Annotated in this window: 16 protein-coding genes, 1 tRNA gene and 1 pseudogene; 7 read left to right on the forward strand and 11 right to left on the reverse strand. The window is 71.8% G+C overall.

Annotation, left to right across the window (positions count from 1 at the left end; all coding sequences use genetic code 11):
• Nucleotides 1-38 precede the first annotated feature (38 nt).
• Nucleotides 39-308, forward strand: a pseudogene (locus tag ABR738_RS21465) (site-specific integrase); the annotation flags it as partial.
• A 54-nt stretch (nucleotides 309-362) separates the two neighbouring features.
• Here ABR738_RS21465 and ABR738_RS21470 read toward each other — a convergent pair.
• From ABR738_RS21470 to ABR738_RS21485, 4 genes are all read right to left on the reverse strand, one after another.
• A tRNA-Ser gene (locus ABR738_RS21470) sits at nucleotides 363-447 on the reverse strand.
• A 58-nt stretch (nucleotides 448-505) separates the two neighbouring features.
• Nucleotides 506-934, reverse strand: a complete 429-nt coding sequence (gene tadA / locus ABR738_RS21475) for a tRNA adenosine(34) deaminase TadA (protein WP_350234673.1) — start codon at nucleotides 932-934, stop codon at nucleotides 506-508.
• A gap of 44 nt (nucleotides 935-978) precedes the next feature.
• The gene (locus ABR738_RS21480; protein ID WP_350234674.1) at nucleotides 979-1,575 is read right to left on the reverse strand and encodes a tRNA adenosine deaminase-associated protein; all 597 of its coding nucleotides are present in this window, start codon (nucleotides 1,573-1,575) and stop codon (nucleotides 979-981) included.
• Nucleotides 1,576-1,816: 241 nt separating this feature from the next.
• Nucleotides 1,817-2,095 carry a hypothetical protein gene (locus ABR738_RS21485; RefSeq protein WP_502964234.1) on the reverse strand — a complete coding sequence of 93 codons (279 nt, stop codon included), beginning with the start codon at nucleotides 2,093-2,095 and terminating at the stop codon, nucleotides 1,817-1,819.
• 160 nt (nucleotides 2,096-2,255) lie between these two features.
• On the opposite strand from ABR738_RS21485, the gene upp reads away from it, so the two are divergent.
• Nucleotides 2,256-2,891, forward strand: coding sequence for a uracil phosphoribosyltransferase (upp, locus tag ABR738_RS21490; RefSeq protein ID WP_053725981.1), 636 nt, complete (start codon nucleotides 2,256-2,258; stop codon nucleotides 2,889-2,891).
• Nucleotides 2,892-2,942: 51 nt separating this feature from the next.
• On the opposite strand, the gene ABR738_RS21495 is transcribed toward upp, so the two are convergent.
• The 4 genes from ABR738_RS21495 to ABR738_RS21510 form a co-directional block, all read right to left on the reverse strand.
• Nucleotides 2,943-3,575 carry a LytR C-terminal domain-containing protein gene (locus ABR738_RS21495; RefSeq protein ID WP_350231614.1) on the reverse strand — a complete coding sequence of 211 codons (633 nt, stop codon included), beginning with the start codon at nucleotides 3,573-3,575 and terminating at the stop codon, nucleotides 2,943-2,945.
• 113 nt (nucleotides 3,576-3,688) lie between these two features.
• A complete protein-coding gene (locus ABR738_RS21500; protein WP_053725882.1) occupies nucleotides 3,689-3,985 on the reverse strand; it encodes a type II toxin-antitoxin system VapB family antitoxin in 297 nt (98 codons plus the stop codon).
• Nucleotides 3,986-4,391: 406 nt separating this feature from the next.
• The gene (locus ABR738_RS21505) at nucleotides 4,392-5,264 is read right to left on the reverse strand and encodes an alpha/beta fold hydrolase (protein WP_350231615.1); all 873 of its coding nucleotides are present in this window, start codon (nucleotides 5,262-5,264) and stop codon (nucleotides 4,392-4,394) included.
• Nucleotides 5,265-5,551: 287 nt separating this feature from the next.
• Nucleotides 5,552-6,142, reverse strand: coding sequence for an HhH-GPD-type base excision DNA repair protein (locus ABR738_RS21510; protein ID WP_350231616.1), 591 nt, complete (start codon nucleotides 6,140-6,142; stop codon nucleotides 5,552-5,554).
• Nucleotides 6,143-6,687: 545 nt separating this feature from the next.
• On the opposite strand from ABR738_RS21510, the gene ABR738_RS21515 reads away from it, so the two are divergent.
• Both ABR738_RS21515 and ABR738_RS21520 read left to right on the forward strand, forming a co-directional pair.
• Entirely contained in the window at nucleotides 6,688-9,102 is a 2,415-nt protein-coding gene (locus ABR738_RS21515) for a terpene synthase family protein (protein WP_350231617.1), read from the forward strand.
• Between the two features lie 167 nt (nucleotides 9,103-9,269).
• A complete protein-coding gene (locus tag ABR738_RS21520) occupies nucleotides 9,270-10,136 on the forward strand; it encodes an SDR family oxidoreductase (RefSeq protein ID WP_350231618.1) in 867 nt (288 codons plus the stop codon).
• 94 nt (nucleotides 10,137-10,230) lie between these two features.
• Here ABR738_RS21520 and ABR738_RS21525 read toward each other — a convergent pair.
• Together ABR738_RS21525 and ABR738_RS21530 are read right to left on the reverse strand one after the other, a co-directional pair.
• Nucleotides 10,231-11,039 (reverse strand): IS5 family transposase gene (locus ABR738_RS21525; RefSeq protein ID WP_502964114.1). Its coding sequence is split into 2 segments (ribosomal slippage): nucleotides 10,231-10,691 and nucleotides 10,691-11,039, totalling 810 coding nucleotides; the frame shifts between segments, so codons are not numbered across the junction.
• A 38-nt stretch (nucleotides 11,040-11,077) separates the two neighbouring features.
• On the reverse strand, nucleotides 11,078-12,178 hold the full coding sequence (locus tag ABR738_RS21530; RefSeq protein ID WP_350231619.1) for a hypothetical protein: 1,101 nt from the start codon (nucleotides 12,176-12,178) through the stop codon (nucleotides 11,078-11,080).
• 535 nt (nucleotides 12,179-12,713) lie between these two features.
• On the opposite strand from ABR738_RS21530, the gene ABR738_RS21535 reads away from it, so the two are divergent.
• Both ABR738_RS21535 and ABR738_RS21540 read left to right on the forward strand, forming a co-directional pair.
• Nucleotides 12,714-13,268, forward strand: a complete 555-nt coding sequence (locus ABR738_RS21535) for a response regulator (RefSeq protein ID WP_350231620.1) — start codon at nucleotides 12,714-12,716, stop codon at nucleotides 13,266-13,268.
• A 226-nt stretch (nucleotides 13,269-13,494) separates the two neighbouring features.
• Nucleotides 13,495-13,917, forward strand: a complete 423-nt coding sequence (locus ABR738_RS21540) for an STAS domain-containing protein (protein ID WP_350231621.1) — start codon at nucleotides 13,495-13,497, stop codon at nucleotides 13,915-13,917.
• A 181-nt stretch (nucleotides 13,918-14,098) separates the two neighbouring features.
• Here the strand turns inward: ABR738_RS21540 and ABR738_RS21545 are convergent, their stop codons facing one another.
• On the reverse strand, nucleotides 14,099-14,938 hold the full coding sequence (locus ABR738_RS21545; protein ID WP_350231622.1) for a GIY-YIG nuclease family protein: 840 nt from the start codon (nucleotides 14,936-14,938) through the stop codon (nucleotides 14,099-14,101).
• Between the two features lie 116 nt (nucleotides 14,939-15,054).
• Between ABR738_RS21545 and ABR738_RS21550 the strand changes: the two genes are divergently transcribed.
• Nucleotides 15,055-16,374 carry a DNA cytosine methyltransferase gene (locus tag ABR738_RS21550; protein ID WP_350231623.1) on the forward strand — a complete coding sequence of 440 codons (1,320 nt, stop codon included), beginning with the start codon at nucleotides 15,055-15,057 and terminating at the stop codon, nucleotides 16,372-16,374.
• Nucleotides 16,375-16,437: the final 63 nt, after the last annotated feature.

Consider the following 16,437-nt stretch of genomic DNA (forward strand, 5'->3'; position numbering starts at 1 on the left):
TGTGGCTGGAGCGCATCGGCCAACGACGCGTGCGGGCGCAAGGCCGGCTGCACGACGCCCGGCATACCGCCGCGACGGTCCTGCTGATCCTCGGAGTTGCCGAGCGTGCGGCGATGGGTCTCATGGGGTGGTCCTCAACTGCCGTGGCCGCGCGGTATCAGCGCATGGTGGACACGGTGCGGAACGAAGTCGCGCGCCAAGTCGACGGACTCGTCCGGAAGCCGCGCGGGGACAGCCCGGGCGATGATGACAACGGGGCCGCCGGGGTTCTCGTGCCGGTCGGCCGAGGGCCAACTGAGGCGGAATGAGACGGAACAGCACGAAGGGCCCGGTTCAAATGAACCGGGCCCTTCGTCTACCTGCGGTAGCGGAGGGATTTGAACCCTCGGTGAGTTTCCCCACACTCGCTTTCGAGGCGAGCTCCTTCGGCCGCTCGGACACGCTACCGAGAGAGAGCTTAGCCCAAGGTGGCCCGTGGTTTGAAATCGGTTCGGGGAGAGGTCCGTCACCGGTGCCGGAAGAAGGCCGTGAGCTGGGTCGCGCACTCCTCTTCGAGCACCCCGGCGACGACTTCGGGGCGGTGGTTGAGCCGCTGGTCGCGTACGAGGTCCCACAGGGATCCCGCGGCCCCCGCCTTCTCGTCGCGGGCGCCGTAGACGACCCGGTCGATCCGGGCCTGTACGAGGGCGCCCGCGCACATCACGCACGGCTCCAGGGTGACGACGAGCGTGCAGCCGGTCAGCCGCCACTCGCCGGTCTCGCGGGCCGCGCGCCGGATCGCGAGGACTTCGGCGTGCGCGGTCGGATCGCCCGTCGCCTCGCGTTCGTTGTGCCCGGACGCGAGGAGCGAGCCGTCCGGCGCGAGCACGACCGCGCCGACCGGTACGTCGCCGGCCGCCTCGGCCCGTGCGGCCCCGGCCAGGGCGGAGCGCATCGGCTCCGCCCACCGGTCGCGTACGGGATCGTGCGGGTGGGTCACTAGCGGACGGCCTCCAGGACCTCGGCCGCGCCGAGCGCGTCCGCGATCGTCACGAGGGCGTCGCCGTCGAGCGCCAGGAGGCGGCGCTCACTCACCCCGAGGTCGGCGAGGATCGCGCTCTCGCCGAGCGGCCCCGCGGGGACGGCGCCGTCCGACGGCGGGTCGTCGGCGTCCGGGCCGTCCAGGACGTCGGCCGCCCCGTCCGCTCCGGCCGCCTGCGCCGGTTCGGCCGCTTCGGCCGTTTCGTCCTCGTAGCCGTCCTCCGTGCCATCGAGGTCAAGGGTGTCCAGGTCGTCCTCCTCGTCGTCCTGGTCGTGGCCTAGCAGTTCGTCGGTGAGCATGGCCCCGTACGAGGAGCGGGCCGCGACGGCGGCGTTGGAGACGAAGACGCGCGGGTCCTCCTCGCCGTCGACGCGGACGACGCCGAACCACGCGTCCTCCTGCTCGACCAGGACGAGCACCGTGTCGTCGGCCCCGTCGGCTGCTGCTTCCCGGGCCAGGTCGGCCAGATCCGACAGCGTCTCCACATCGTCGAGCTCTGTGTCGCTCGCTTCCCACCCGTCTTCGGTGCGCGCGAGCAGTGCGGCGAAGTACACCGTGACTCTCCCACTGGTCATAGGCGTGCCGGTTGGGGGTCCCCCCGGCTGTGTGGCTTCCTTCGGAATCGTGGCAGAAAAAACCGCGGTTGCGAGAGTTCTTCCGCGGTTGGGTTTTCCCGGTCGCCGCGATCACGGGTCCCGACGCGCCGTGATCAAGCCCGCGGGACGGCTCCGAAAAGCGGCTCCCGACCGCCGTGACCTCGGGCGCCTCGGGCGGCGCGGGCGCCGGGTTCGCTGGTCACCAGCGGAACGTCCGCATGCGCATGGCCTGGCGCATCCGGGCGGCGCGGGCGCGCCGGGGCTTGACCCGGTCGCGCAGCGCCTTCGCCTCGTGCAGTTCGCGCAGGAACTGGGCGCGTCGCCGCCTGCGGTCCGCGTCGCTCTCCGCTTCCGGCGGGGCGTCACGTCGTGGGGGGACCTCGCGCGGGGGGACATCACGGGGAGGGACATCACGCGGAGGGACGTCGCGTCGTGATGCGGTGTCGCCCCGTGATGTGGTGTCGCGTCGTGGCGAGATGTCGCGTCGTTGTCGAGTGTCGTGCTTATCCGGCATTGGCTCACACCGCCCGGTTTCGGTTCCTGCTCTCCCACCTTCCCCCCGTTCGGCCGATTGACGCCAGCTCGTGCCGTGACCGGGTGGGACACGGGGTGCTTGTGCCCCGGTTACTGTGGACGTCATGCGGATCCATGTCGTCGACCACCCTCTCGTGGCGCACAAGCTCACCACGCTGCGCGACAAGCGCACCGACTCCCCGACCTTCCGGCGGCTCGCCGACGAGCTGGTCACCCTGCTCGCCTACGAGGCCACCCGGGACGTGCGCACCGAGCAGGTGGACATCGAGACCCCGGTGACGCCGACGACGGGCGTGAAGCTCTCGTACCCGCGTCCCCTGGTGGTCCCGATCCTGCGGGCCGGTCTCGGCATGCTCGACGGCATGGTGCGCCTGCTGCCGACCGCCGAGGTGGGCTTCCTCGGCATGATCCGCAACGAGGAGACGCTGGAGGCCTCCACGTACGCGACGCGGATGCCCGAGGACCTGTCGGGCCGTCAGGTGTACGTGCTCGACCCGATGCTGGCGACCGGCGGCACGCTCGTCGCCGCGATCCGCGAACTGATCAAGCGCGGGGCCGACGACGTCACCGCCGTGGTGCTGCTGGCCGCCCCCGAGGGCGTCGAGATCATGGAGCGTGAGCTCGCCGGCACGCCGGTGACCGTGGTGACCGCCTCGGTCGACGAGCGCCTGAACGAGCACGGCTACATCGTGCCGGGCCTGGGCGACGCGGGCGACCGGATGTACGGGACCGCCGACTAACCGACTAACCGACTAACCGCCCCGGCCGACCGCTCGACGGCTGGGGCGCGCTCAGCACTTCCCGGAGGGCGCGGGCGCGGGCTTGGCCAGGGCGGCCAGGGCCGTGTCCGCGTCCTTCTGCGGGTTCAGCGCGGCGAACGTGGTGCCGATGATCAGGTCGACGTCCTGGGTCTCGCGCGTGTCGGTCTTCTGCGCGGCGCCCTTGAGCTGCGTACCGAGGACGGAGAACGGGCCCCGGGTCGCCGTCGGCGCGCCGAGCAGCACGCCGTTGCCGGGGACCTTCTTGTCGTACTCCTCCGGCGCGTTGCCCACCTTGCCGATCGCGAAGCCGCGCTTCTTCAGCTCGTCCGCCACCGTCTTGGCGAGGCCCGCGCGCGGGGTCGCGTTGTAGACGTTGACGGTGATCTGGCCGGGCTTGGGCAGGGCCTGGGGCGCGGCGACGGGGGAGCGCGAGGCGGCGGGCGCGGGGCAGCCCTTCTTGTGGGCGGCGGCCTTGGACGTGCCGCCGCCCCCGAACACGTCGATGAGCTGGACGGTCCCCCAGCCGATCAGGCCGAGGGCCACGACCGCGCCGACCAGCGCGAGGACCAGCCGGCCGCGCTTTCGGGGACGGCGCATCCGCGGGTACGCGTCACCCTTGATGCGGTACTTTCCGCCCATGCCGGGGGGAGTGAGCATGCTCATAGGCGCAGGGTAGTGCCGACCCGTGACGATGCCTACTAAATGATCAACGCTGGGCGCGTGTGTGCGCCCGTATGCGCGGCAAAGGGTCCGAAAGGCGCACCCGGCTGGCGGGGTCAGTCCATTTCGAGTACGCGGGCGTGCAGGACCTGGCGCTGCTGGAGCGCCGCCCGCACCGCCCGGTGCAGCCCGTCCTCCAGGTAGAGGTCGCCCTGCCACTTCACGACGTGCGCGAAGAGGTCGCCGTAGAACGTCGAGTCCTCGGCGAGCAGAGTCTCCAGGTCGAGCTGGCCCTTGGTGGTCACGAGCTGATCGAGCCGGACCGGGCGCGGCGCGACGTCCGCCCACTGCCGGGTGCTTTCCCGGCCGTGGTCGGGGTACGGCCGCCCGCTTCCGATGCGCTTGAAGATCACACGGAAAGCCTACCGGGCCAGCGGCTCCGGGCGCAGCCATGGAAGTGGAGTGCGATTCCGGGCAAAACGGGGGAAACCTGGCGTGGGGGGCCCGTCGTGACCGACAGCGACCGGACGGCGGCCGTGCCCGCGCCCCTCAGGGCCACCGGCCCGGACGGAACCGGAGCGCGGGGTCCCGCCCCGGCGCCCGTCCCCGGGTCCGCGCCCCGGTCCGCGCTACGAGCGCCCTCGCCCGGGCTACGAGCGCCCTCGCCCGGGCTACGAGCGCCCTCGCCCGTGCCGCAACCGGCCTCGCCCGGGGCCGCCGCCGTCGCCGCCGGGTACGCCTTCGCCGGGCCCGCCCTCGACCTCGGCGCCCTCCTGTGGGACGGCCAGTGCTTGCGGACGCGCCCGTACGCACAGGTGTCTACTCGGGGCGGCCGGCGAAGAAGCCCGCGAGGGACGACGCGAGCGGTCCGGGAGCCTCCTCGGCCACATGGTGCCCGGCGTCGATGCCATGACCGCGTACGTCCGGGGCCCACGAGCGCCAGATTTCCAGCGGGTCTCCGTGCAGGTCGACGAGATCGTCCCGCAGGGACCAGAGGATCAGGGCGGGGGCCTTGATCCGGGTTCCGGCGGCACGGTCGTCCTCCTCGTGGCGCCGGTCGATGGTGAGACCGGCCCGGTAGTCCTCCAGCATCGCCCGGACCACGGCGGGATCGCGCATCGCCGAGCGCCACTCGTCGTAGTTCTCCTGGCCCATGGTCGCGGGATCGCCCCGGTACCAGCTGTCCGGGTCGGCGTTGATCACCCGCTCGGGGATACCGGGCTGCGCGAAGAAGAACCAGTGCCACCACTGCGTGGCGAACTCGGCCGTGATGCGGGACAGGTGCTCGCTGAGGGGCAGGCAGTCGATCAGCGCCACGCGCGAGACGGCGCCGGGGTGGTCGAGCGCGAGCCGCAGCGCGACCGGGCCGCCGCGGTCGTGACCGGCCAGTGCGAACCGGGTGTGTCCGAGGGTGCGCATCACCTCGACCATGTCACTGGCGACGGCCCGTTTGGAGTGTCCGGAGTGGTCCTCCGTGGGCGCGGGGCCCGTGGACCGGCCGTAGCCCCGCAGGTCGGGGCAGACCACGGTGAAGCCCTGCCGGACGAGGAGCGGGGCGACGCGGTGCCAGGTCGCGGAGGTTCGGGGGTGGCCGTGCAGCAGCAGCACGGGTGGGCCGTCGCCACCGTGCCGGACGAAGATCGTCGTGTCGTCGTCGATCCGCACCCGCGTGGTCTCGAAGCCCTCGAACATGGTTGGTGCCTTCCGTCGCCCGTGCGCTCCTCGTGCCCCCGGGCGCGCCCCGAACACGGGTGGTTGTGCCCCGGAACACCCGGTGCCGGCCTGCGGGGAACGCGCCGGCCCGCAGGTCGTGGGTGGTCGCCCGCGCAGTTCCCCGCGCCCCTGGCGGGGTTGGTGTCGGCCTGGGCGGGGGCGGCAGCCTGCGATGGGCGCCCTGGCGAGGTTGGTGTCGGGCTGCGTGAGGGTGTCAGCCGGATTCGGATTCCCTGGCGGGGCTGGGGGTGGGGCCGGTCGTAATGTCAGGACGGGTCGGGTTTGGGGCGGTTGGCGGCCTTTGACTGCTGCTTGTACGCGCGGACCTTTGTCAGCGAGTCCGGGCCCGTGATGTCGGCGACCGAGCGGAAGCACCCCGCCTCGCCGTACGCCCCCGCCGCCTCCCGCCAGCCCCGCGGGCGTACGCCCAGCTGCTTGCCCAGCAGGGCGAGGAAGATCTTGGCCTTCTGTTCGCCGAAGCCGGGCAGCGCCTTGAGCCGGTCCAGGAGCTCGGCCCCGGTCCCCGCGCCCTCCCACACCCCGGCCGCGTCACCCCCGTACTCCTCCACGAGGAACGCGCACAGCTGCTGGATCCGCTTCGCCATCGAGCCGGGGTAGCGGTGCACGGCGGGCTTCTCCTTGAGGAGTTCCGCGAACGCCTCCGGGTCGTACGCGGCGATCGTCCCCGCGTCGAGATCGTCCGCCCGCATGCGCTGAGCGATCGTGTACGGGCCCGAGAACGCCCACTCCATGGGGATCTGCTGGTCGAGCAGCATGCCGACGAGCGCGGCCAGCGGGCTGCGGCCGAGCAGTTCGTCGGCCTCGGGCCGCTGGGCGAGCCGAAGGGTCGTGGTCATGCCTCGATGATCGGCGGCCACCGCCCCCACCGCACCCCGGCGGCCGCCCGCCTCCGCCACACCCCGGCGGCCGCCCGCCTCCGCCGCACCCCGGCGGCCGCCCGCCTCCGCCGCACCCCGGCGGCCGCCCGCCTCCGCCGCACCCCCCGGCACCGGCCGCCTCCGCCGCACCCCGGCGCCGCACGTTCCCACCGCACCCCGGCGCCGCCCGCCTCCGCCGCACCCCGGCGGCCGCCCGCCTCCGCCGCACCCCGGCGGCCGCCCGCCTCCGCCGCACCCCGGCGGCCGCCCGCCTCCGCCGCACCCCCCGGCGCCGCCCGCCCCCACCGCACCCCGGCACCGCCCGCCCCTCCTGACCCGGCACCGCACCCCGGCGTCACCAAGGTCGCGCCGTCGGTCCATACCTCGGCCCTTCGCCCCGCCGCGCCCTGTTCGAGCGAACTCACGCTTTCGTATGGCAGGCGGCTCCGTGCCGAATGGGCCGGGTGCGATGGGGTAGTTCGGGTCGGACCGTCACCATGTGCGTACCAAGAGGGGCGACCGCAGTGAGCCAGCCTTTTGTCCTGCCGGACTTCTATGTGCCGTATCCGGCCCGGCTCAACCCCCACCTGGAATCCGCCAGGACGCACTCCCGCGCCTGGGCCCGGCAGATGGGCATGCTGGAGGGCTCCGGGATCTGGGAGCTCGCCGACCTCGACGCGCACGACTACGCCCTGCTCTGCTCGTACACCCACCCGGACTGCGACGCGGACCAGCTCGCCCTGGTGACCGACTGGTACGTCTGGGTCTTCTTCTTCGACGACCACTTCCTGGAGATGTTCAAGCGGACCCTGGACCGCGAGGGCGGCAAGGCCTATCTCGGCCGGCTGCCCGCGTTCATGCCGATGGACCTCGCCGACGGGTTCCCCGAGGCGACCAACCCGGTGGAGGCGGGCCTGGCCGACCTGTGGGCGCGGACCGTGCCGGCCATGACGCCCGCGTGGCGCGAACGCTTCGCGGTCAGCACCCGCAATCTGCTCAACGAGTCGCTGTGGGAACTGGCCAACATCAACGAGGGGCGGATCGCCAACCCCGTCGAGTACATCGAGATGCGCCGCAAGGTGGGCGGCGCGCCCTGGTCGGCGGGGCTCATCGAGTACGCCGCCAACGCCGAACTCCCCGCGTCCGTCGCCGAAACGCGCCCCCTGCGCGTCCTCACCGACGCCTTCGCCGACGCGGTCCACCTGCGCAACGACCTCTTCTCCTACCAGCGCGAAGTGGAGGACGAGGGCGAACTCAGCAACGGCGTCCTGGTCCTTGAGACCTTCCTCGGCTGCACCACGCAGGAGGCGGCCGAAGCCGTCAACGACCTGCTGACCTCACGCTTGCAGCAGTTCGAGAACACCGCGCTCACCGAAGTCCCGGTTCTGTGCCAGGAGAAGGGGCTCACCCCCGAGCAGAGCGCGGCCGTCGCGGCGTACGTCAAGGGGCTCCAGGACTGGCAGTCCGGCGGCCACGAGTGGCACATGCGCTCAAGCCGCTACATGAACAAGGCCGCCGACCTCGGCCCCTCCCTCACCAGCGGGGTGCTCGGCACGTCCGCGTTCGACATCACCACTCTGTTCGGACGCCCGGCCCAAGCCCGGCAGCGCGGTTTCACGCACGTCCCGATGCGCGAGATCGGCCCTTCCCTGCTGCCCGACTTCGACGTGCCCTACCCGCTGGCGCTCAGCCCCCATCTGGACCGCGCACGGGAGACGTCCGTCGCCTGGGCGGAGCGGATGGGGCTGCTCGCCGACATCTGGGACGCGGAGAAGATGGCCGCCTACGACCTGGCGCTCTGTGCGGCCGGACTGGACCCGGACGCGACGCCCGACGAGCTCGATCTCAGCGCCCAGTGGCTGACCTGGGGCACCTACGGCGACGACTACTACCCGCTGGCCTTCGGGCGTTCACGCAACCTGGCCGGCGCGCACGCCACCAACGAACGGCTCTCCGCGTGCATGCCGGTCGACCGGCCGCAGGACGGGGCCCTTGCCGCCCAGACGCCGCTGGAGCGCGGCCTGGCCGACCTGTGGGAGCGCACCGCGGGCCCGATGTCCCCCGAGGCCCGCGCCACCTTCCGCCGGTCGGTCGACGTCATGCTGGAGAGCTGGCTGTGGGAGCTGCACAACCAGGCGCAGCACCGCATCCCCGACCCCGTCGACTACATCGAGATGCGCCGCCTCACTTTCGGCTCCGAACTCACGATGAGCCTGGCGCGCCTGCGGCACGCGGGCCAGTTGCCCCCCGCGATTTACGAGAGCGGTCCCGTCCGCGCCCTGGAGAACGCCGCGGCCGACTACTGCTGTCTGCTCAACGACGTCTTCTCGTACCAGAAGGAGATCCAGTACGAGGGGGAGCTGCACAACGGCGTCCTCGTCGTGCAGAACTTCTTCGACTGCGACTATCCGACGGGTCTGCGCATCGTCGACGACCTGATGCGGTCGCGACTGCGCCAGTTCCAGCACGTCATCGACCACGAACTCCCGGTCCTGTGCGAGGACTTCGAGCTCGACGGGGCGGGCCGGGCGCTCCTGGACACCTATGTGGCGGAGCTCCAGGACTGGATCGCGGGCATCCTGAACTGGCACTCCTCGGTGCGCCGCTACAAGGCCGAGGACCTGCCGGAGGTCCTGCCCCACGGTGGCGCGCTGCCCGACGGCGGCGTCCTGCCCGACAGTCCGCTCGCCGTCCACGCGGTCCCCGAGAGTTCGGTCCCCGTCGGCGCGCTCCCTGTGGGACCACTGCCCGACATCCTCCTTGAGGAGGGCTCGGGCGGCTCGCCCCAGGTCGGATCGGGGGCTGCCCCCTGGTGGATGCGGCCCACCGGAGCGGGTACGTCCGCCGACCGGGTACGGCTGCCGGAGGCGGTGGCAGCGGCGACGGAACAGGTGCCGGCCCCGCCCGCTCCCGGGGTGGCGGGGAGCCACACCTCATGATCCTCTGAGAGGCGGTGCGGGGGGCAGGTGCGGGAGCGGGTGCGGGGGCGGCGGGGGCGGGGCCGGCCCCCCGGGTGCCTCCCGGCCGGTGCCGCTGCCGCCCGCCGCTCCCGCTGCCTTCGCCGGTCCCGCTGTCACAGATCGCGGTGCTGTCCCGTCCCTTGGGCATGAACGCCTACAGCGACATCAGTGACACGTACGAGAACGACACCGCGCGCACCCCTCTGGTCATCGCCGTCGCGGGCGGCACCGGCACCCTCGGCCGGCACGTCGTCACGGAACTCACGGCACGCGGGCACCGGGTGCGGGTGCTGAGCCGGGGGTCCGAGCGGTACCCCGTCGACCTCGCCACGGGCCGGGGCCTCACGGCCGCGCTCGCCGGCTGCGACGTCGTCGTCGACGCGGCCAACTCCACCTCCCCGCGCACCATGCGCGCCACCCTGGTGGACGGCACGCGCCGGCTCCTCGACGCCGAGCGCGCGGCGGGCGTCGGCCACCATGTCTGTGTGTCGATCGTGGGCTGCGACCGGGTGCCGATGCCCTACTACAAGGTCAAGACGGACCAGGAGGACCTGGTGGCGGCGGGCCTCGTGCCGTGGACGACCGTGCGGGCCACGCAGTTTCACGAGCTGGCCGCGAGCGTGTTCGCCGCGACGGCGCGCGGACGTTTCCTGCCGGCCCCGAAGAACGTGCCGCTCCAGCCCGTCGCCGCCGCCGAGGCGGCCCGCGCCGTCGCGGACGCGGCCGTCCGCGCGCCGAGGAACGGCCGCGTCGAGGTGGCGGGCCCCGAGCGGACCGACCTGCGCACCCTGGCCTCGACCTGGCGCGCCGCCACGGGGCGCGGGGCCGTCCTCCTGCCCCTCCCGCTCCCCGGCCGCATCGGCCGGGCCCTGCGCGCGGGACACCTGACCGCCGAACGGCCCGACGCCCGGGGGACCACGGGGTTCGCGCGGTGGCTGGAGGAGCGGGAGGGGCAGGAGCGGGCGCGCGAGCGGACGCAGGAGGAGGCGGCGGCGCCGGGCCGGAGCGTCTGACGGAGCGCGCGCCGCCGGTCCTCAGGGCTGCTGCGCCCGCGCGCCTGCCGGGTGCGCCAAAGCGCCCAACACCTGCGGCATGTAAGAAGCCATCTCATTTGGCGAGTCGGCGGTAGCAGATGAGGGTGCAGGCGAGGCTGGTGAAGGCTAGGAAGTGGTCGGCCTTGCGTTCGTAGCGTCGGTGGAGGCGGCGGCAGCCGGCGAGCCAGGCCATGGTCCGCTCCACGGTCCAGCGATGGCGGCCCAGCCTCTGTGAGGACTCGACTCCCTTGCGGGCGATGCGGTGGGTGATGCCGCGTTCGCGTAACCATTGCCGCAGGTGGGCGTAGTCATATCCCTTGTCGGCGTGGAGTTTGCCGGGCTTGCGCCGTCGCGGGCCGCGGCGCGAGCGGATCGGCGGGATGCCCTTCACGAGCGGGATCAGGGCTTGGCTGTCATGCAGGTTGGCCCCGGAGATGCCGACGGATATGGGCAGACCGGACCGTTCGGTGATCAGGTGGATCTTCGAGCCGTACTTGCCCCGGTCGACAGGATTCGGACCTGTCAGGTCCCCCTTTTCAGGGCCCGCATGTTCACCGAGTCGATCGCGCACCTCGACCAGTCCAACTCGCCGCGGGCGCCGAGTTCGTCGAGGACCAGGCGGTGGAGCTTGGCCCACACTCTGGCCTTCGACCACTCCGAGAACCGCCGGTGGGCGGTCGCTCCGGACGGGCCGAACGACGCCGAAGTCAGCTGCTGCCAGGTACAACCCGACGTAGCCACGAAGACGATCGCGGCCAGCACTTCCCGGTCGCCGTGCCGACGCCGACCACCGCCCTGCGGCCGCGACGGCGCCTCCGGCACCACCCGCTGGAACAACTCCCACAACTCGTCCGGCACCAGCCGCTCAACGATCCCCACCATGACTCACAGAATACCGAGTCACCCAAATGAGATGGCTTCTAAGCCGGTTCGGTCACGACGTACACCGGGGTCGCCCCGTCGCGGCACTCCACCACCTGCGACTCCGGGGCGGGCCGGGGGCCGGGGTCGGTCCAGTAGGGCGGCCGGACCCGCAGCGCCGTGAGGGTGCGCGGCACCGGACGGCGGGCGAAGCGGCCGGCCGGGTCGGGGGTGGCGGCGAGCAGACCGGGCCCCGCCACCAGATAGCCGAACTCCGGGTGGCTGTACGGGACTTCACCCCGCAAGGCGCCGGGGAAACACACTTCGGCGGCCGGAACCAGCGGGTTCACCTCGATCGTGTCGGTGGTACGCCGATGGTGCCGGCGCGACAGCCGGGCGGCGACCCCGAGGACCGGAACGGCCCCCGCCGCCGTGAGCAGCAGCGCGATGGTCACGCCGCCGTCGGCGACCCAGGGTGTACCGAGGGCGAAGCAGGAGATCAGCAGCACCGCCGCGAGCGGCACCCTTAACCGCCAGGGCTCGTGCGCGGGCGGCTCTTTGGTGCGCCGGGCCCAGCAGTACGCGGTGCGCAGGCACGCCGCGCTGACGGAGCCGAGGACGAGGGCGGCGGCGAACGGCAGTCGGTGGCCGCCGCGCGGATCGGCCTCGGTGTACTGGCGCACCCCCTGGTAGTCGACGTATCTGATCTCACCGCGCCAGTACGTCAGTTGGAGCGTCGCGCCGGGGCGCACGGCGGCGAATACCGGGGCGGGGCCGTCCAGGGTGAGGCGGGGCGGCGCGGAGGTGGCGGGAGGCGCGGAGGTGGCGGGAGGCGCGGAGCCGAGCGGGCCCGACTTCAGGCGCCCCGGCGGCGCGAGCGATTCCCGAGGTACGCGGCGCAGACCCAGCCAGTAGTACGTCGAGCGGTGTTTGTGCCTGGCGGCGGCCCTGGTGACGGCGGCCGTGACCGTGTGTCTGCACTCCCTGGACACCGCCGCGGGCGAGCAGGCCGGCGCCGTCGTGAACGCCCGCTCGTCGTCGAGCGCGCGGGGCACGGTGGCGAACAGCAGCCAGCCGGCGACGAGGGCGAGCGCGAGGCCGGCCACCGCCGGGGCGAGCGCCGCGGACCTGCCGCGAAGGGCGTTGGTGAGCGCCTTCATCGCTCGCCGCTCGGGGCCGCGTACCGCACGGGAGGGGATGACGGGATCATCATCCGGTCATTCTGGACTCCTGGACCGGTCAAGTGCCGCCCGAAGTACGGTGGTTCAGACCGGCGTGGGCCGCTTGCGGGGGTGTCCAGGGGGTGTCCCGGGGGCGCCGGGGGCGTGGGGCGGCCGGGGAGCCGTCGGGGAGGCTGCCGGGGGCGCCGCCGGGGGAGCCGGCCGGGGGTGGGCGGAGAGTTCACCCATAGGTGTCACCCCGTCCCGGCATGAACCTCTGGCACGTGCGTATAGGCACGTCGTGCCACCGGCCGGGACCGGCAACCGGCTCGGTCGGCACCCTGATGTTCATGGGCGCCCGGTGCGACAATGCGCTGCACCGAGCCGCCGACGTCTGCGCGCGGACCGGCCCGGCACATGCGCGCCACATGTGCGTTCCCCCCATGCACGCCGCCGTGGTGCTCCCCGACTGCGTACGAGTGGCCGCGAGCGGGCATATGCCTTTCCGGCGCTCCCGACTGAAGGTGATGGGGCCATGCCCGCGGACATGAAGGTGCTGCTGGTCGACGACCACGAGGACAACCTGTTCGCCATGGAGAGCATCCTCGGGCCGCTGGGGTACCCGCTGGAGCTCGCGACCAGCGGGGACGCCGCGCTCAAGGCCGCGCTGCACGGCGGGATAGCGGTGGCGGTCCTCGACGTGGTGATGCCGGGCGTCAGCGGGCTCGACGTGGCCCGCTACCTCAGCAGGCTGTCCCAGACCCGGCTGATCCCCGTCATCCTGGTGACCGGCATGGGCCACGACAGCGCCACGGCCGACGAGGCCCTGCGCCTCGGCGTCGCCGACTACCTGATCAAGCCGCTCGACCCGTGGGCCCTGCGGATCAAGGTGGGCTACCTCTACCGTACGAGCGCCCTGCCGCCGGGCGCCCCGCCCCACCGGCGCGGCCCGCGCGGCCGCCCGGCCGAACCGCCGCCGCTCTCCGCCCAGACCGCACAGCGCGCCGGCCAACTACCGTCCATGCGACGCCAGTTGCGCCCGTCCGACGTGGTACGCGTCCCGCGCCGGCCGGATGAGCCCCCGCTCTGAGGGCCGGGTGCGCGCCCCACCGGGGACGTGTTGCCCGTTGATCGGTTCGGATCGACCCTGCCCGGCACCGGGGTCCGCGGGGCGGCCACCGGGCATGATGGTGGACGCACCCCGAGCGGTGTCGCCGCGAACCCTGGCGGCGCCGCTGTGCTGTCCGGCGCTAGGAAGCAGTCGTCCGGTCCGCGTGCTGATGTGCCTCTTCTGAAAGGATCGTGGGGGTTTCCTCATGCGTGCCAACGCGTCCGGGTTCGGACTGTGGGAACGAGTGGTGGAGGCGTCCACCGTGCTCGAGTTGTTCGGAGAGATCGACATCGAGGCCCGAATCGCCCTCGGACCCGCTGTGGAGAAAATGATCGACCGCGAGGCGCCCGAAGTGGTGGTGGACCTGCGCCCCGTCACGTTCCTGGACGCGGGAGGCCTGCGGCTGCTGATCGCGGTCAAGGACGGCGTGAGCGCGCGGGGCGGCACCCTGAGAGTGGTCCGGGGCGCCCCCGGCGTCATGCGCCTGTTCCGCCTGGCCAACCTGGAATCCGCCTTCGTCCTCCTGGACCGCGTCCCCGCGTCCCTGTCCGACGCCCACCACTCCCCGGGCCCGGCTCCTCCGGACGACTTCCTGCCGCACTCCGCGTGCGGGGGCCGGGACACCTGAGGGCCACGTGGGCCTGGGCAGGATGCCGGGCGACTCCGCCCGTCGCCGCCGCGGCGCGCGCGAATGCGGCCGAGGTCGTGCGCGATGGCGCGGCCGGCCGTGAGGGATGCGAGGCGCAAGGGGCCATCCGCGCGGTCGACAACGTCGGCGAGCCCGGACGCCAGAGCCTCGTTTCCCCCGCTCAGTCGGCGAGCGTCGGGGGATCCACTTCGACGGCCCCCGCCGGCTCGGCCTCGGGCACGGCGCTGATCCGCCGGCCGTCACGGTAGTACCGCCACGCGCTCTTGTACGTGGCGGGACTGTCGTCGTACATGATCACGTAACCCATGAGGGCGGTGACCTGCCATGGGGCCGGTATCGCCACGGAGAGCGACTGGAAGACCTCATCGGCGGTCGACCCGGCCGCCGGCACCCTGACGCGCCTGGTCTTGAACTCCGGGGCTTTCCCGTACCTGAAGTTGTACGGAAGTCCGGCCTTGATCATTTCCAGGAACTCATGCAGCGTCGCCTCGCCCTGGTGCAGCCCATCGACCGGTCGATCAAGGTCGATGGGGAACAGAACGTCGAAGTGGTTCCGCTTCAGGACGGTGCTGTCCCGCTGGCGGCCGGGGTCCTTGTTGCCGAAACCGTTGTTGTTCCAAGGGATGTTCCCCATGCCCTTGTGGTGACTGATGAGCAACTGCTCCGGCGCGAGAGCCGAGAAGTCCTCGGCCACGTACAGGCACGAGAAGGCCATTTGGCTCAAGGAGATGTCGCGGCGCCCGGAGATCTTGCGGAGATGGTTGCGCAGGCGGGCCGGCAGGGATTTGTCCGCTTTGCCGACGTAGACGAACTCGCCGTTCAAGTAGAGCTGGTAGACGCCCGGCTTCTCGTCGAGGTGCGCGATGCTCTCCTCGGTCAGGGGCGCCCTGCCGAGTCCTTCGAGCGCCGCGGCCAGCTGGTCGCCGAGCGCCTTGGTGATGCTCAACGTGAAGTCCTTGTGATACCGCGTCCCGTTGGTGAAGCCCACCGTAGGCGTCATCCGCCCTCCCCCTAGCTCGACATGATCACGGCGACCCTATCGATGTCCTGTACACATTGAGGGGTCTTCGGCTGAAATCGGCTTGAAGATCTACAACTCCGCGGTATGCTTTTGAAATGGCTGAACTGCACGAAGGATCAAACAAGGATCGCACCGGTGTCGAGCTCTTCGCTGGTGCGGGCGGCCTGGCCATGGCCGTCCATCGTGCCGGGTTTCGCCCCCTCCTCTTCAATGAGTTCGCCAAGCGGGCGTGCGAGACCTTGGAGGCCAATGGGGCGGAGCGACTGCCTGACGGTCAGGCGCCCACGCGGGCCCCGGGGCCCGGCGAGAGGGTGCCCCTCGTCGCGGGCGATGTCCAAGCTCTGGACATGACCTACCTGTCGGGCCAGGTGGATGTGCTCGCCGGCGGTCCCCCATGCCAGCCGTTCAGCCTCGGTGGCGTCGCGAAGGGCGACGAGGACAAGCGGAACATGTTCCCGCAGATGTTCAGGGCCGTACGGCAGATTCAGCCGAAGGCCGTGATCTGCGAGAACGTGCGCGGTTTGCTGAGGCCCTCGTTCCGCCGCTACTTCGACTACATCCAGCGTGAGCTGGAGCTGCCCTTCGAGGAGCGAACCAAAGGCACCGACTGGGAGCGACACTACGAGCGCCTGCTGGAGCGACGGGAGGAGGAGCCCGACGACCCCACGAAGCGGTACGACATCGTCATGATGCCGGTGAACGCCGCTGACTACGGGGTGCCGCAGATCCGCAACCGCGTGATCATCGTCGCGTTCCGTCGCGACCTGAACGTCGACCTCCAGCTGTTCAAGAACCTCGTGAGGCCGACGCATTCCGAGACCGCCCTCATCCGTTCCATGGAGGAGGACGGGGAGTACTGGAAGCGCTACCCGAGTGTCCCGGATCACGTGCGGGAAAGGGCCATGGCCCGCCTCCCGAAGACCATGCCCATGGATGACGGCTTGCTGCCCTGGCACACGCTGCGGGACGCGCTCGCCGGCATCGGGGACAACAAGCCTCTGCCTGAGATCACGGACGACCAGCTGGACCGGAACGAGCGCTACCTCGGCGGATTCACTGATCACGTCGGCTGGCCCGGGGCGCGCGTCTATGACGGGCACACCCCCAATGAACTCGATCGTCCGGCGAAGACCGTCAAGGCCGGTGTGCACGGTGTCCCCGGTGGTGAATCCGTCATGCTGCTCGACGAGTTGGTGCCGGACAGGACGGCCCCCGGCGGTGTCCGCTACAAGCACAGGTACATGACGGTCCGCGAAACCGCCCGGGTCATGACCTTCCCGGACACGTGGGAGCTGAAGGGACCGCGGGGGGAAAAGATGAGGCAGCTCGGCAATGCCGTTCCCGTTGCCCTGGGTGAGGTCTTCGCCAAGGCCGTTGCCGCCGTTCTGGATGATGCGGAGGAGCGTCGGAAGTGACCGGATCCACCAGCGGAGCGCAGAGCGGCTGGAAACGTGACGCGCCTCCGGACCGGGCGTGGA

This window comes from Streptomyces sp. Edi4 (genome assembly GCF_040253615.1).
Classification (GTDB): Bacteria; Actinomycetota; Actinomycetes; order Streptomycetales; family Streptomycetaceae; genus Streptomyces.

What these genes read in the sequence shown, in the direction of transcription:
- tadA (WP_350234673.1), bottom strand. Translation starts at nt 934, where the DNA reads ATGCGCTCCGCCCTGGCCGGGGCCGCACGGGCCGAGGCGGCCGGCGAC.
- upp (WP_053725981.1), top strand. Translation starts at nt 2,256, where the DNA reads ATGCGGATCCATGTCGTCGACCACCCTCTCGTGGCGCACAAGCTCACC.
- ABR738_RS21495 (WP_350231614.1), bottom strand. Translation starts at nt 3,575, where the DNA reads ATGAGCATGCTCACTCCCCCCGGCATGGGCGGAAAGTACCGCATCAAG.
- ABR738_RS21505 (WP_350231615.1), bottom strand. Translation starts at nt 5,264, where the DNA reads ATGTTCGAGGGCTTCGAGACCACGCGGGTGCGGATCGACGACGACACG.
- ABR738_RS21510 (WP_350231616.1), bottom strand. Translation starts at nt 6,142, where the DNA reads ATGACCACGACCCTTCGGCTCGCCCAGCGGCCCGAGGCCGACGAACTG.
- ABR738_RS21520 (WP_350231618.1), top strand. Translation starts at nt 9,270, where the DNA reads ATGAACGCCTACAGCGACATCAGTGACACGTACGAGAACGACACCGCG.
- ABR738_RS21530 (WP_350231619.1), bottom strand. Translation starts at nt 12,178, where the DNA reads ATGAAGGCGCTCACCAACGCCCTTCGCGGCAGGTCCGCGGCGCTCGCC.
- ABR738_RS21535 (WP_350231620.1), top strand. Translation starts at nt 12,714, where the DNA reads ATGCCCGCGGACATGAAGGTGCTGCTGGTCGACGACCACGAGGACAAC.
- ABR738_RS21540 (WP_350231621.1), top strand. Translation starts at nt 13,495, where the DNA reads ATGCGTGCCAACGCGTCCGGGTTCGGACTGTGGGAACGAGTGGTGGAG.
- ABR738_RS21545 (WP_350231622.1), bottom strand. Translation starts at nt 14,938, where the DNA reads ATGACGCCTACGGTGGGCTTCACCAACGGGACGCGGTATCACAAGGAC.
- ABR738_RS21550 (WP_350231623.1), top strand. Translation starts at nt 15,055, where the DNA reads ATGGCTGAACTGCACGAAGGATCAAACAAGGATCGCACCGGTGTCGAG.